This is a genomic window from Pseudomonas sp. AS2.8 (assembly GCF_014190935.1).
In the GTDB taxonomy this organism is placed as follows: domain Bacteria; phylum Pseudomonadota; class Gammaproteobacteria; order Pseudomonadales; family Pseudomonadaceae; genus Chryseomonas.
In genome coordinates this window covers 193,855-206,975 of record NZ_JACHVV010000005.1, presented here as the reverse complement: position 1 = coordinate 206,975, position 13,121 = coordinate 193,855, and the positions used below count along the sequence as shown (strand labels likewise).

At 68.7% G+C, this 13,121-nt stretch carries 9 protein-coding genes; 5 read left to right on the top strand and 4 right to left on the bottom strand.

The window, feature by feature from the left end; all coding sequences use genetic code 11:
• Positions 1–18: 18 nt before the first annotated feature.
• Positions 19–4,212: an EAL domain-containing protein gene (locus tag FHR73_RS19970; protein ID WP_183633601.1), complete on the bottom strand. Its 4,194-nt coding sequence runs from the start codon at positions 4,210–4,212 to the stop codon at positions 19–21.
• Positions 4,213–4,423: 211 nt separating this feature from the next.
• On the opposite strand from FHR73_RS19970, the gene ettA reads away from it, so the two are divergent.
• From ettA to modC, 4 genes are all read left to right on the top strand, one after another.
• Complete coding sequence (ettA, locus tag FHR73_RS19965) at positions 4,424–6,088, top strand: energy-dependent translational throttle protein EttA (RefSeq protein WP_145007694.1); 1,665 nt, start codon at positions 4,424–4,426, stop codon at positions 6,086–6,088.
• Positions 6,089–6,201: 113 nt separating this feature from the next.
• Positions 6,202–6,957: a molybdate ABC transporter substrate-binding protein gene (gene modA, locus FHR73_RS19960; RefSeq protein ID WP_183633599.1), complete on the top strand. Its 756-nt coding sequence runs from the start codon at positions 6,202–6,204 to the stop codon at positions 6,955–6,957.
• A 4-nt stretch (positions 6,958–6,961) separates the two neighbouring features.
• The gene (modB, locus tag FHR73_RS19955) at positions 6,962–7,639 is read left to right on the top strand and encodes a molybdate ABC transporter permease subunit (RefSeq protein ID WP_144956162.1); all 678 of its coding nucleotides are present in this window, start codon (positions 6,962–6,964) and stop codon (positions 7,637–7,639) included.
• Complete coding sequence (gene modC / locus FHR73_RS19950) at positions 7,636–8,712, top strand: molybdenum ABC transporter ATP-binding protein (RefSeq protein WP_183633598.1); 1,077 nt, start codon at positions 7,636–7,638, stop codon at positions 8,710–8,712. Before modB ends, modC begins: the two co-directional genes overlap by 4 nt.
• Here modC and FHR73_RS19945 read toward each other — a convergent pair.
• Positions 8,704–9,630, bottom strand: a complete 927-nt coding sequence (locus tag FHR73_RS19945) for a LysR family transcriptional regulator (protein ID WP_183633597.1) — start codon at positions 9,628–9,630, stop codon at positions 8,704–8,706. The two genes, modC and FHR73_RS19945, sit on opposite strands and share 9 nt — an antisense overlap.
• A 138-nt stretch (positions 9,631–9,768) precedes the next feature.
• Between FHR73_RS19945 and FHR73_RS19940 the strand changes: the two genes are divergently transcribed.
• Positions 9,769–10,686, top strand: a complete 918-nt coding sequence (locus FHR73_RS19940) for a DMT family transporter (RefSeq protein WP_183633596.1) — start codon at positions 9,769–9,771, stop codon at positions 10,684–10,686.
• On the opposite strand, the gene FHR73_RS19935 is transcribed toward FHR73_RS19940, so the two are convergent.
• Both FHR73_RS19935 and FHR73_RS19930 read right to left on the bottom strand, forming a co-directional pair.
• Entirely contained in the window at positions 10,652–11,584 is a 933-nt protein-coding gene (locus FHR73_RS19935; RefSeq protein WP_183633595.1) for an acetamidase/formamidase family protein, read from the bottom strand. The genes FHR73_RS19940 and FHR73_RS19935 overlap by 35 nt on opposite strands.
• Before the next feature lie 26 nt (positions 11,585–11,610).
• Positions 11,611–12,993: an APC family permease gene (locus FHR73_RS19930; protein WP_183633594.1), complete on the bottom strand. Its 1,383-nt coding sequence runs from the start codon at positions 12,991–12,993 to the stop codon at positions 11,611–11,613.
• Between the last annotated feature and the right edge of the window lie 128 nt (positions 12,994–13,121).

The window sequence follows — 13,121 nt, the reverse complement described above, 5'->3', positions numbered from 1 at the left end:
GCAGCGCCGCCATTGGTCTCATGTCAGGACCGGAAACAGCCCCTGATGCTCCAGTCGTTCGCGCAGCAGATCCGGCGGCAGCGGACGGTCGAAGAGGAAGCCCTGCACCTCGTCGCAGCCATGCAGGCGCAGGAATTCCAGTTGCGCCGGCTCCTCGACGCCCTCGGCGATCACCGAGAGATTGAGGCTGTGGGCCATGGCGATGATGGCCCGGGCGATCTGCGCATCTTGCTCGCCGTGGGGCAGGCCGTCGACGAAGCTGCGATCGATCTTGAGGATGTCGATGGGGAACTGCTTGAGGTAGTTGAGCGAGGAATAGCCGGTGCCGAAGTCGTCCACCGCGATGCACAGGCCCAGGCTCTTGAGTTCGCCGAGCAGCTGCAGGGCCTCGCCGACGTCGCGCATCAGGATGCTCTCGGTCAGCTCCAGTTCCAGGCAGGCCGGCGCCAGGCCGGTCTCGGCGAGGATCTCGGCGATGCGCTGGCCGAGCTGGCCGTCGCCGAACTGGCGGGCGGAGAGATTCACCGAGACCTTGGGAATGCGCACCCTGGCGGCGTGCCATTCGCGCATCTGCCGACAGGCCTCGCGGATCACCCAGTCCCCGACCTGGACCACCAGGCCGATCTCTTCCAGCACCGGGATGAATTCCGCCGGCGAGACGTGGCCGCGCACCGGATGCTCCCAGCGCAGCAGCGCCTCGACCCCGGTCAGGCGCCGGTTGTCGCAACGGTACTGCGGCTGGTAGTGCAGGCGGAATTCGCCCTGCAGGAGGGCGTGCCGCAGATCGGCTTCCAGTTCCAGGCGTTCCAGGGCGCGGGCGTTCATCTCGGCCTGGTAGAACTGGAAGTTGTTCTTGCCCATCTCCTTGGCGTGGTACATGGCCGTGTCGGCATTCTTCATCAGCTGGCTGAGTTCATGGCCGTCCTGGGGCGAGAGGGCGATGCCGATGCTGGCGGAGACGAAGAATTCGCGGCCTTCGAGCACGAAGGCCTCGGACAGCTGGGTGAGGATCTGCTCGCCGACGCGGATCGCCTGGGCCAGGGCGACCTCGCGGGTTTCCAGGCCGGACAGCAGCAGGGTGAATTCGTCGCCACCCATGCGCGCCACGCTGTCCTCGGTGCCGACGCAGGCGGTCAGGCGCATGGCCACGTCCTTGAGCAGACGGTCGCCGGCGGCGTGGCCGAGGCTGTCGTTGATCGGCTTGAAGCGGTCGAGGTCGAGGAACATCAGCACCACCCAGCTGCCGTTGTGGCGGCTCTGCTGCAGGGCGTTGTGCAGGCGGTCCTGGAACAGGGTGCGGTTGGGCAGCAGGGTCAGGGCGTCGTAGTAGGCCAGGCGGTGGATGCGTCTTTCGCTGGCCTTGCGCTCGCTGATGTCGACGAAGAAGCAGACATAGCTCATCAGGTCGCCGTCGTCGTCGCGGATGGCGGTGATGCCGACCCAGGAGGGATAGGGCTCGTTGTCCTGCCGGCGCTGCCAGAGTTCGCCTTCCCAGCTCTCCTGGGTACGCAACTGCTGCATCACGTGCTGCAGCTGGTTGGCTTCCTGCTTGTCCGCGCAGAGCATCATCGGCTGCTGGTCGAACACCTCTTCGGGGCTGAAGCCGGTGATGCGGGTGAAGGTGCGGTTGACCCGCACGATGTAGCCCGCCGGGTCGGTGACCAGGATGGCGCCGGCCGAGTGGTCGAACACCGTGGCCGCCATGCGCATGTCCTTTTCCGTGCGGCGCTGGGCGGAAATGTCGCGGCAGATGCCGAGCAGGCCGGCGAAGCGCTCGTGGTCGTCCCACAGCGGCTTGAGGCGCAGCTCGATCTGCAGGGTGTGACCCTGGGCGTGCAGGCAGTCGAGCAACAGCGGCGCGAAGTGTTCCCGGCGCAACTCGGCCAGGGCGCGCGGATCGTCGAGGCTGCGCAGCAGCCGCTGCAGGGTGCGGCGCACCGCCTGCCACTGGCGCGAGTGCACCACCAGTTCGGCCAGGGTGCGCTGTTGCAGCTCGCCGACGGGATAGCCGAGCAATTCCTCCACCGAGGGGCTGATGTAGTTGAGCACCAGCTGGGCGTCGGTGGTGAAGATGACGTCGCTGATGCTTTCCGCCAGCTGCCGGTAGCGATTCTCGCTCTCGCGCAGGCGCTCGCTGGCCCGGACCATGTCGGTGACGTCCAGGGCCAGCCCGACCACGCTCGCCGCGGTGCCGTCCGCCGCCCGGGCGAGGCGCTGCTCGCGCACGTCGAACCAGCGCCAGCCGCCGTTGCGGTGCTGCCAGCGCAAGAGACTGCTGCTGGGCTGGTCGGAGAGCGTCGGCCGCATGCTCACCACCCGCTCGTGCAGTTCGAGGTCATCCGGGTGCAGGCGCGCGCGACCGAGGCTGGCGAAGGCCTCCGGCGGATAGCCGAGCTTGAGCGCCAGCGAATGACTCTCGTAGGTCAGCTCGCCGCTGGCCACGTCATAGGTGTAGAGGGTGTCGGGGATGGCGCTGATCAGATTCGACCAGAAGCTGTCGCGCTCGAGCAGGCGCAATTCGCCGAGCTTGCGCTGGGTGATGTCGTTGAGGCTGAGCAGGGTGGCGTCGAGGTGCCGGGGGTCGGCCGGCAGGTGCATGGTCAGCCAGAGGTGCCGTTCGCCTGCGGCAGTGCCGATGCAGGTCTCGAGTTCCAGTACCTGCTGCCCCGAGAGCAGGCCGGCCAGCAGGCGGTATCTCTTGCCACCGAGCTGGACGCGGGAGTCACCCACCAGCCGCGCCCAGGCCTGGTCGAGGTGATCGATGCCGAGCATTTCCAGGGCGCGCTGGTTGATCTCGGTGATGCGCACCTGGCGACCCAGGCTATCCAGGACCTCGGGCTCGCGGGCGAACAGCTCCGCCAGTTGCTCGGGGCGCTCCAGGCCCAGGGCCTGCATGTGGGGCTGGACGGCGCTCAGGTCCACCACGCAGATGCCGGTGTGCACCCCATTGAAGATGCTCTCGTAGCGCTGCCGGGTGGTCTGGATGGTCTCCAGGTTGCGCTGCTGCTCGGTGACGTCGCGCAGGACCCAGACGAAGCCGTCCTGGGTCTGGGTGCGGTCGCGCAGGACCCGGGCACTGGGCTGGCTGTCCGCTAGGGCGTGGCAGCTGACCGCGAAGCGGCGCGGCTGGCCCTCCACCGTCAGGGTGACCAGGGCGCCGCTGTCCTGCTCGGTGGGCGTCAGGGCGACCAGCTCGGGCAGCAGGCTGGCGAGGAAGAATTGCTGGGCGTCCTCGGCGGCGATGCCCAGCAGGCGGGCGGCGGTGGCGTTGACATGGACCAGGCGACCGTCGGCCTGGGTCATGCAGACGGCTTCCTCGATGCCGTTGAGCGCGGTGCCGGCGAGGCGCAGGTCCCGCCGCGAGGCGAGGGTGAGGGCGCGCAGGCCCTGTTCTTCGCGCAGCAGCAGGTAGAGCAGGATGGCGGCCACCAGGCCGGACAGGCTGAACAGCGCCAGGCGGCCGAAGGAAGCCCCCAGCAGGGTGGTGCCCACGTCCTCGGCGGGATGGCTGCCCACCACCTGCCAGTTGCTGTAGGCCAGTTCCTGGCGTACCTCGTCGAGGCCGTTCGCCGCCGGGGTCGCCCCACCGCGGAACAGCAGGGTGCCCTGGGAGCGATCTTCCAGCCGCCAGGCGAGGCCGGACGGTACCCGGGTCGGCCGCCACAGGGGTTCGAGCAGGGGCGCGCTGGTCAGCACCCACCAGCCGTCCTGACGCTGCGGATCGCCGGCGAGCAGCACATAGAGGGGCGCGGCGGTGGCCTGAGCGTTGTAGCCGTAGCGGAAGTCGGCCTGACCGGCGCGCGCGATCAGTTGCTGGATGAAGGCGGCATCTGGCGTATCGCCCAGGCGCGCCGCGCGCAAATTGGTGTTGGCCGGCAGCCAGCGTACCTGTTGCAGTCCGGGAAAGAAGTCCTGGAGGCCGAGCAGCAGATTGGGGGCCAGTGGCAGGGTGGGGTCCAGCGACCAGCGCAGGGTGCTGCGCACCGCCTGGGCCTTGAGCGCCAGGCCGAATTCGACGGTGTTGGCCAGTTGTCGGGTCAGGCCATCGAGCTGTTCGCGCCGCAGCGACTCGCGCTCGGCCACGCTGGCGAAGGCCTGCCAGAACATCAGGGCCAGCATGGCCACCAGCGAGAGGATCAGCAGGCCGCGGGTCAGGCGTCGCGAAGCGGGGGCGAGCGGCTCTTCCGGCAGCGAGGAGGGCGGGCTGTTCACGACGGACTGCGTTCCTGCAGAGGCGATGGCCGTTCGGCTGCGCCCGGTTCCGCGGGGCAGGGATGGCCTATGATAAGGGACCGGACGGTGTCTCCGCCGGTTTTTTCCGCGTGATCAGCGCCGGCGCTTTCGTCGCGCGGGGTTTCGACAGCGTTCGCTGCTGACGCCATACTGTGTCCCCTGTTTTTCATTCCGGTCCCAAGGTCCCACCATGGCTCAATACGTCTACACCATGCATCGGGTCGGCAAGGTCGTGCCGCCCAAGCGTGAAATCCTCAAGAACATCTCCCTGTCGTTCTTTCCCGGCGCCAAGATCGGCGTGCTCGGTCTGAACGGTGCGGGTAAATCGACGCTGCTGCGCATCATGGCCGGCGTCGATACCGAGATCGAAGGTGAAGCGCGGCCGATGCCCGGTATCAATGTGGGTTATCTGCCGCAGGAACCGAAACTTGATCCCGAGCAGACGGTTCGTGACGTGGTCGAGGAAGCGGTCGGTCAGATCAAGCAGGCCCAGGCCCGGCTGGACGAGGTCTATGCCGCCTATGCCGAGCCGGATGCCGACTTCGACGCCCTGGCCGCCGAGCAGGCCAAGCTGGAAGCCATCCTCCAGGCCGCCGACGGCCACAACCTGGACCGCCAGCTGGAAGTCGCCGCCGACGCCCTGCGCCTGCCGGCCTGGGACGCCAAGGTCGGCGTGCTCTCCGGTGGCGAGAAGCGTCGCGTGGCGCTGTGCCGCCTGCTGCTGTCGGCCCCCGACATGCTGCTGCTGGACGAACCCACCAACCACCTGGACGCCGACTCCGTGGCCTGGCTGGAGCACTTCCTCCACGACTTCCCCGGTACCGTGGTGGCCATCACCCACGACCGCTACTTCCTCGACAACGTCGCCGGCTGGATCCTGGAACTGGACCGTGGCCAGGGCATCCCCTTCGAGGGCAACTACTCCGGCTGGCTGGAATCCAAGGCCGCGCGCCTGACCCAGGAAGCCAAGCAGGAAGCCGCCCATGCCAAGGCCATGAAGGCCGAACTGGAATGGGTACGCTCCGGTGCCAAGGCCCGCCAGTCCAAGTCCAAGGCCCGCCTGCAGCGCTTCGAGGAAATGCAGTCCCAGGAATTCCAGAAGCGCAGCGAGACCAACGAGATCTACATCCCCGCCGGCCAGCGCCTGGGCGACAAGGTCATCGAGTTCAAGAACGTCAGCAAGGGCTATGGCGATCGCCTGCTGATCGACGACCTGAGCTTCGTGGTGCCCAAGGGCGCCATCGTCGGCGTCATCGGTGGCAACGGCGCGGGCAAGTCGACCCTGTTCCGCATGATCATGGGCAAGGAGCAGCCGGATTCGGGCAGCATCGAGATCGGCGATACCGTGCAACTGGCCAGCGTCGACCAGAGCCGCGAAAACCTGTCCGACACCAAGACCGTCTGGGAGCAGGTCTCCGACGGTTCCGACGTGATCAAGATCGGCAACTACGAGGTGCCCTCGCGCAGCTACGTAGGTCGCTTCAACTTCAAGGGCGCCGACCAGCAGAAGTTCGTCAAGGACCTCTCCGGCGGTGAGCGTGGTCGTCTGCACCTGGCGCTGACCCTCAAGCAGGGCGGCAACGTGCTGCTGCTGGACGAACCCTCCAACGACCTGGACGTGGAAACCCTGCGTGCCCTGGAAGACGCCCTGCTGGACTTCCCTGGCGCGGCCATCGTGATCTCCCACGATCGCTGGTTCCTCGACCGCATCGCCACCCACATCCTCTCCTACGAGGATGATTCCAACGTGGTGTTCTTCGAGGGCAACTACACCGAGTACGAAGCCGATCGCAAGAAGCGCCTGGGCGAGGCCGCGGCCCAGCCCAAGCGGGTGAAGTACAAGAAGCTGGCCTAAGCGCCAGGACCAGCGCCGGCGGGGCAACCTGCCGGCGTTTTCTTTTGTGCCCTCTGCAGACGCCAGCGTCCTACGGCTGCAGCGGGGCTGCCTGCCCGATGGAGCCGGATCCGATGATCTCCAGCCGTTCCCGCCTGTTGCTTTCCCTGCTCACCGCGGCCCTGGCCACCCCGGCCCTGGCCGACGAGGTCCAGGTCGCCGTGGCCGCCAACTTCAGCGCGCCGCTCAAGGCCATTGGCGAACAATTCGCCCGGGACACCGGCCATCAGGTGGTGATTTCCAGCGGCGCCACCGGCCAGCTCTACACCCAGATCAGGAATGGCGCGCCCTTCGCAGTCTTCCTCTCCGCCGACGACAGCACCCCGGCCAAGCTGGAAAGCGAAGGCGCGGCGGTCAAGGGTTCGCGCTTCACCTATGCCATCGGCACGCTGGCGCTCTGGTCGCCCAAAACCGGCTATGTGGATGGCGAAGGCGCGGTGCTCAAGCAGAACGCCTTCACCCACCTGGCCGTGGCCAATCCCAAGACCGCGCCCTATGGCCTGGCCGCCGCCCAGGTGCTGGCCAAGCTGGGCCTGACCGAAGCGGTCGCGGCCAAGCGGGTGGAAGGCCAGAACATCACCCAGACCTACCAGTTCGTCGCCACCGGCAATGCCGAGCTGGGCTTCGTCGCCCTGTCGCAGATCTACGGGGACGGTAAGGTCAAGGACGGCTCGGCCTGGATCGTGCCGGCCGAGCTCTATGAGCCGATCCGCCAGGACGCCGTGTTGCTGGACAAGGGCCAGGATCAGCCGGCGGCCAAGGCGCTGCTGGCCTATCTCAAGGGACCCCAGGCGGCCACGGTGCTCAAGGCCTACGGCTACCGGCAGTGATCCCATGAGCCTGAGCGCGGCGGACTGGGCGGCGATCCGCCTGACCCTGGAGCTGGCCAGCGTGACCACGCTGCTGCTGCTGGTGCTGGGTACGCCCCTCGCCTGGTGGCTGGCACGCACCCGCTCCCGGCTCAAGGGCCCCGTCGGCGCCCTGGTGGCGCTGCCGCTGGTGCTGCCGCCCACCGTGATCGGCTTCTACCTGCTGCTGGCCATGGGGCCGGAGGGCTGGGTAGGGCAACTGACCGAGGCGCTGGGGCTGGGGCGCTTGCCCTTCACCTTCGCCGGGCTGGTGGTGGGTTCGCTGTGCTATTCGCTGCCCTTCGTGGTGCAGCCGCTGCAGAATGCCTTCGAGGCCATCGGTCCGCGCCCCCTGGAAGCAGCGGCCACCCTCAGGGCGAGCCCCCTGGATACCTTTTTCCACGTGGTGCTGCCGCTGGCGCGACCGGGCTTCGTCACTGCCGCCATCCTCGGCTTCGCCCATACCGTGGGCGAATTCGGCGTAGTGCTGATGATCGGCGGCAACATTCCCGGGCGCACCCAGGTGGTCTCCACCCAGATCTTCAATCACGTGGAAGCCATGGAATATCCCCAGGCGCACCTGCTGGCCGGCGGCATGCTGGCCTTTTCCTTCGTGATCCTGCTGCTGCTCTATGGCCGCCGCGGGCGGTCGGCCTGGACATGAGTCTCGTCGCGCGCTTCGAACTGCGGCATGCCGACTTCATGCTGGATGTGGACCTCGCCCTGCCCGGTAGCGGCGTCACCGCACTGTTCGGCCCTTCGGGCTCGGGCAAGACCAGTTGCCTGAGGTGCGTGGCCGGACTCGAACCCGCCGCCCGTGGCCGCCTGGTGGTGGCGGGGGAGACCTGGCAGGATAGCGACCGCGGCCTGTTCCTGCCGCCCCACAAGCGCGCCCTGGGCTATGTCTTCCAGGACGCCAATCTGTTCGAGCACCTGGACGTGCGCCGCAACCTGCTGTTCGGCTGGAAGCGGGTGGCGCCCGCCGCACGTCGACTGGAACTGGAGCAGGTCGTCGAATTGCTGGGCATCGAGGGGCTGCTCGCGCGGATGCCGGCGCGCCTCTCCGGTGGCGAGCGCCAGCGGGTCGGCATCGCCCGCGCGCTGCTGACCAGTCCACGGCTGCTGCTGATGGACGAACCCCTGGCGGCGCTGGACGCCGAGCGCAAGGCCGAGATCCTGCCCTACCTGGAACGCCTGACTCTCGAGCTGGCGCTGCCGATCCTCTATGTCAGCCATGCCCCCGACGAGGTGGCGCGGCTGGCCGATCACCTGGTGTTGCTGGAGCGGGGCCGGGTGCTGGCCAGTGGGCCGACCAGCGAGGTGCTGGCGCGCCTCGACCTGCCCATCGCCCTGGCCGATGACGCCGGGGTGGTGCTGGCAGGGCGGGTGCTCGGCCATGACCCGGACTACGGCCTGCTCAGCCTGGGCCTGGCCGGCGACCAGCGCGTGCTGCTGGCCCATGCCCCGCTGCCGCCCGGCCAGGCGTTGCGCATCAAGGTGCTGGCGAGGGATGTCAGCCTCAGCCTGGAACGCCAGCACAGCAGCATCCTCAATGTGCTGCCGGCCACCATCGCCGAGATCGCCCCGACCCGTTCGCCAGCGCAGGTGCTCTTGCGCCTGGACCTGGGCGGCACGGCGCTGCTGGCACGGATCACCCGCTATTCGCTGGAGCGGCTGGCGTTGCAGCCGGGGAGTCGGGTCTGGGCGCAGCTCAAGTCGGTGGCGGTGCTAGCCTGACCCTGGGGCCGGTCCGAGCCGCTCCAGCAGAAAGTCCACCAGCGCCCTGACCGCCGCCGGCAACTGGCGATCCGGCGGATAGAGCAGCCAGGCGGTGCCCTGGTAGGGGCCGAGGTATTGCCAGTCGGAGAGCACCCGCCGCAGGCGGCCGTCGGCCAGGCCGGCTTCGGCGGCGAAGGCCGGCAGGCAGGCGATGCCCAGGTCGGCGAGGGTGGCCTCCAGGCGCACGCCGCTGTGGTTGCAGGCCAGGCGGCCGCGCACCGTCACGCTTTCCACCCGGTCGCCGCGGCGCAGTTGCCAGCGCTGGTCGCCCGGGGTTTCGCCAAGGTAGAGGCAGTCGTGCTCGGCCAGCGCCTGGGGCTGCTGCGGCATACCGCGGCGCCCGAGATAGGCCGGGCTGGCGCAGAGCACGAAGTCCATCTCGCGCAGCGGCCGGGCGACGAAGCCGGCGGGTGGCTGCTCGGTGATGCGCACCAGCAGATCCTGGTCGTCGGCGATGGGGTCCAGCGGGCGATCGTCCAGGCGCAGTTGCAGATCCACCTGCGGATAGCGCTGGAAGAACGCCGGCAGCAGCGGGGCGATCAGCCGGTAGCCGACCGCCTTGGGCACTGCCAGGCGCACCTGGCCGCGCGGTTCCTCGCTGTGCTGCAGGCCGCTGTCCAGCGCGGCACCGGCGGCGGCCAGCAACTGGCGGCAGTGGCCGAGCACCTCGCGGCCGGCTTCGCTCAGGCGCAGCTGGCGGGTGGTGCGCTGCAGCAGGCGCACCCCCAGCTCCCGTTCCAGGCGCGCGACCTGACGACTGACCGCCGAAGGCGTGGCGTCCAGCAGGCGGGCGGCAGCGGTGAAGCTGCCGGTCTCCACCACCTTGGCGAAGGCGACCATGCAGGGCAGCAGGGGAAGGGCGCGCAGGGGATCCATGCCAATGTCCGCAGGCAGCAATAGGGTTGGAAAGGCTGCCATTGCTTCCCTGGAGGAACAAGAGCTATGCACGCCGACGGGCTTATCGCGCCTGTCCGGGGTGGGCACACTGGCGGCCTGATCCAGGGAGAAGCCGTCATGTCGCCACGCCCCACCTTCGGCCTCGCCGAAGGCCTGCTGCTCGCCACCGCCCTGGTCTGGGGGACCAGCTACGCCGTGGTCAAGGACGCCGTGATGCTCTATCCGGTGCTCGGTTACCTGGCGCTGCGCTTCTGTCTCACCGCGGCGCTGCTGTTGCCCACCCTGAGGGGCGAGGGCCGACGCGCCTGGCGACCCGGGGTGCCGACCGGTCTGCTGCTATTGGCGATCTTTCTCGCCGAAACCTATGGCGTGGCCCTGACCAGCGCCAGCAACGCCGCCTTTCTCATCAGCCTGTGCGTGGCCCTGACGCCCTTCGCCGAATGGTGGCTGCTCGGCCAGCGCCCCGAGGCCCGTGCCCTGGGCGCCGCGGGGTTGGCGGTGGCGGGCGCCGGGCTGCTGACCCGCGGCGTGACCCTGAGCTTCAACCTGGGTGATGGCCTGATCCTGCTGGCCGCCGTATTGCGTGCGATCAATGTCTGCGTGGTGCGCCGGCGTCTGCAGCGGGCCAGCGCCCCGGTGCCGGCCCTGGCGCTGACCGCGGTGCAGACCGGCGTGGTCGGCCTGGCCTGTCTGCTGCTGTTCGCCCTGGGCCCGGGTCTGGCGCCGCTGCCCGTGCAAGCGGGCTTCTGGCTCGCCACCGGCTACCTGGTACTGTTCTGCACCCTGGGCGCCTTTCTCGCCCAGAACTTTGCCCTGGGCCGCACCAGCGCCACCCGCGTCGCCCTGCTGATGGGCGCCGAGCCGCTGTTCGGCGCACTGTTCGCCAGCTTCTGGCTGGACGAACGCCTGGGCCTCTGGGGTTGGCTGGGTGGCCTGCTGATCGTCATCGCCTCGCTGTGGGGGACGTTGCCGCGGCGCGCGCCAGACCACTCGGTCCCGGTTATTCGAACACGATCCGCGGAAAATAGAAGCTGACCACCCAGTTGGGCACGTCGACGATCTCGCTGATGCGCAGATCGCCGCAGACCGAGCAGAGCAGATAGGCCTGTTCCGCCGGCAGGTTGCGGGTCTGCCCGAGCCAGTCGATGGCGCCGCTGACGGCCATGCGCGCCGCCGCCAGCAGGTCGGGCCCGATCCCGGTGAAGACCTCGTAGCCGGCGCCGTCGAGGTGCCGGGTGACCGGTCCCGGGGTGCTGAAGCGTGGCATGGCCAGCGGTTGCCCCTTGATCAGCTCGAAGGTGGCGGTGACCGCCATGGCGGTCTCGATGGCGGTGCCGCAGACCTCGCCATCGCCCTGGGCGGCATGGGTGTCGCCGATGGAAAACAGCGCCCCGGCGACCTCCACCGGCAGGTAGAGGCTGGTGCCGGCGGCCAGGTCGCGGATATCCAGATTGCCACCCACCCGTCGCGGTGGCACCACCGAGTGCAGGCCCGGCGCCGCGGGCGCCACCCCCAGGGTGCCGGCGAAGGGCTTGAGCGGGACCCGCGCCAGCTCGCCGAAGGCGGCCGGCGCCTGACCGCCGCGGTCGTAATGCCAGAGCTGCAGCACCGGGTCCGGAAACTGGTCGGCGAGCAGGCCGAAGCCGGGAATGTTGGCGGTCCAGCCAAAGCCGCTGGGGGTGAAGCTGTCCAGCGTCACCTTGAGCACGTCGCCCGGCTCGGCACCGTCGATCCACAGCGGACCGCAGACCGGATTGACCCGCTCGAAGGGCAGGGTGGCGATGTCGGCGGCGCTGGACTGGCCGTGGAAGTGGCCGTCCGCCGCGTCACGGCAGGCAAAGCTGACCGTCTCGCCCGGCGCGACCTCCAGCGCCGGGGCGAGGCTGTGGTCCCAGCCGCAATGGCAGTGCTGGCTGTGCAGGGTCTTGATCATCTGGAGCCTCCGCGGCGGGTCTGTGCCTAATGGACGGCGTCGTTGGCCTTGAATTCCGTGGTCCGGCCGCTGAGCCTGAGGAACGCCAGCACGGCCAGACCCAGCACCATCCAGCAGCTGCCGCCGACCTTGGCGTAGACGTCGGCGTTGAACAGCACATAGGCGAGGATGATGAAGCCGACCAGCGGGACCAGCGCATGGAGCAGCGGGCGACCGGCGCCGCGATGGTGCCAGGCCACTGCCACATGCAGGAGCAGGAAGGCACTCAGCGCACCGAAGTTGCACATGGAGGCGAGCAGATTGATCTGGCCGACAAAGAACAGCCCCAGTACCAGGCTCAGGGCCGCCACCAGCAGGATGGCGCGCTGCGGCACCCGGGTCACGGGATGGATCTGGCGCAGGAACTGCGGCATCTGGCGATCACGGGCCATGGCGAACAGCAGACGCGAGGTGGCGGCCTGGGCCACCAGGGCGTTGGCGATGGCGGCGCCGATGGCCACCGCCAGGGCGATCACTACCTGCAGCCAGGGGCCGGCGATCAGCCGACCGATCTCGTAGAAGGCGTTGTTCGAGGCGTCGGCGTCGGGATACTGGATCAGGTTGGGTTGCAGCAGGGCGGCCAGCCAGGTCTGCACCATGAACAGCGCAGCTACCAGGGTCAGGGCCAGCAGGGTGGCGCGGCCCACCACGCGGCTGCCGCCACGGGTTTCCTCGGAGAGGGTGGAGATGGCGTCGAAGCCGAGAAAGGACAGCACCGCCACCGACAGCGCACTGAAGATCAGCGGCAGGGAGAATTCCTGGGGGTTGTACAACGGCTTCAGGCTCCACTCGGCGCCGTTCACGCCGTGGCTGATGGCCAGCGACGCCAGCACCACGAACACCAGCAGCACCGCCAGCTGGCCATAGAGGAACAGCCGGTTGGCGCGGGCGGTGGTCTCGATGCCGCGCAGGTTGACCAGGGTGTTGAGGCCGACGAAGAAGAGGATCCACAGCGGCTGGGGAATCGCCGGGATGACGTTGGCCATGGCGTTGGCGCCGATCACATAGAGCAGGGTGGGCACCAGCAGGTAGTCGAGCAGGATGGCCCAGCCGGCGAGAAAGCCCAGGGCCGGGTGCAGGCCGCGGCCGACGTAGGCATAGACCGAGCCGGCCACCGGGAAGGCGCGCGACATCTGCTGGTAGCTGACCGCGGTGAACAGCATGGCGACGAAGCCGATCAGGTAGGTGAGGGGCACCATGCCGTGGCTGGCGTCGAACACCCCGCCAAAGATGGAAAAGGGTGCGATGGGCACCATGAACACCAGGCCGTAGATGAGCAGGTCCTTCAGCCCGAGCTGGCGTTTGAGTTCCTGGGTGTAGCCGAAGCGAGCGAGGTCGGCGGTGTCGCCGGACGGAGCGTGCTGAGTCATGGGGGCTTCCTCGAAGGGGCGGGGTAGGCTCGACTCTAGGCCAGGGGGAGGGCCGGCCCCATCCACAAAAGTGCTAGGTTTGCAGTCGGCCGGGGACGACTGGCAGAGCCTTTGCTTCGCTTTGCCCA

Coding starts and splice junctions, on each gene's coding strand:
- ettA (WP_145007694.1), top strand. CDS start 4,424: ATGGCTCAATACGTCTACACCATGCATCGGGTCGGCAAGGTCGTGCCG.
- modA (WP_183633599.1), top strand. CDS start 6,202: ATGATCTCCAGCCGTTCCCGCCTGTTGCTTTCCCTGCTCACCGCGGCC.
- modB (WP_144956162.1), top strand. CDS start 6,962: ATGAGCCTGAGCGCGGCGGACTGGGCGGCGATCCGCCTGACCCTGGAG.
- modC (WP_183633598.1), top strand. CDS start 7,636: ATGAGTCTCGTCGCGCGCTTCGAACTGCGGCATGCCGACTTCATGCTG.
- FHR73_RS19945 (WP_183633597.1), bottom strand. CDS start 9,630: ATGGATCCCCTGCGCGCCCTTCCCCTGCTGCCCTGCATGGTCGCCTTC.
- FHR73_RS19940 (WP_183633596.1), top strand. CDS start 9,769: ATGTCGCCACGCCCCACCTTCGGCCTCGCCGAAGGCCTGCTGCTCGCC.
- FHR73_RS19935 (WP_183633595.1), bottom strand. CDS start 11,584: ATGATCAAGACCCTGCACAGCCAGCACTGCCATTGCGGCTGGGACCAC.
- FHR73_RS19930 (WP_183633594.1), bottom strand. CDS start 12,993: ATGACTCAGCACGCTCCGTCCGGCGACACCGCCGACCTCGCTCGCTTC.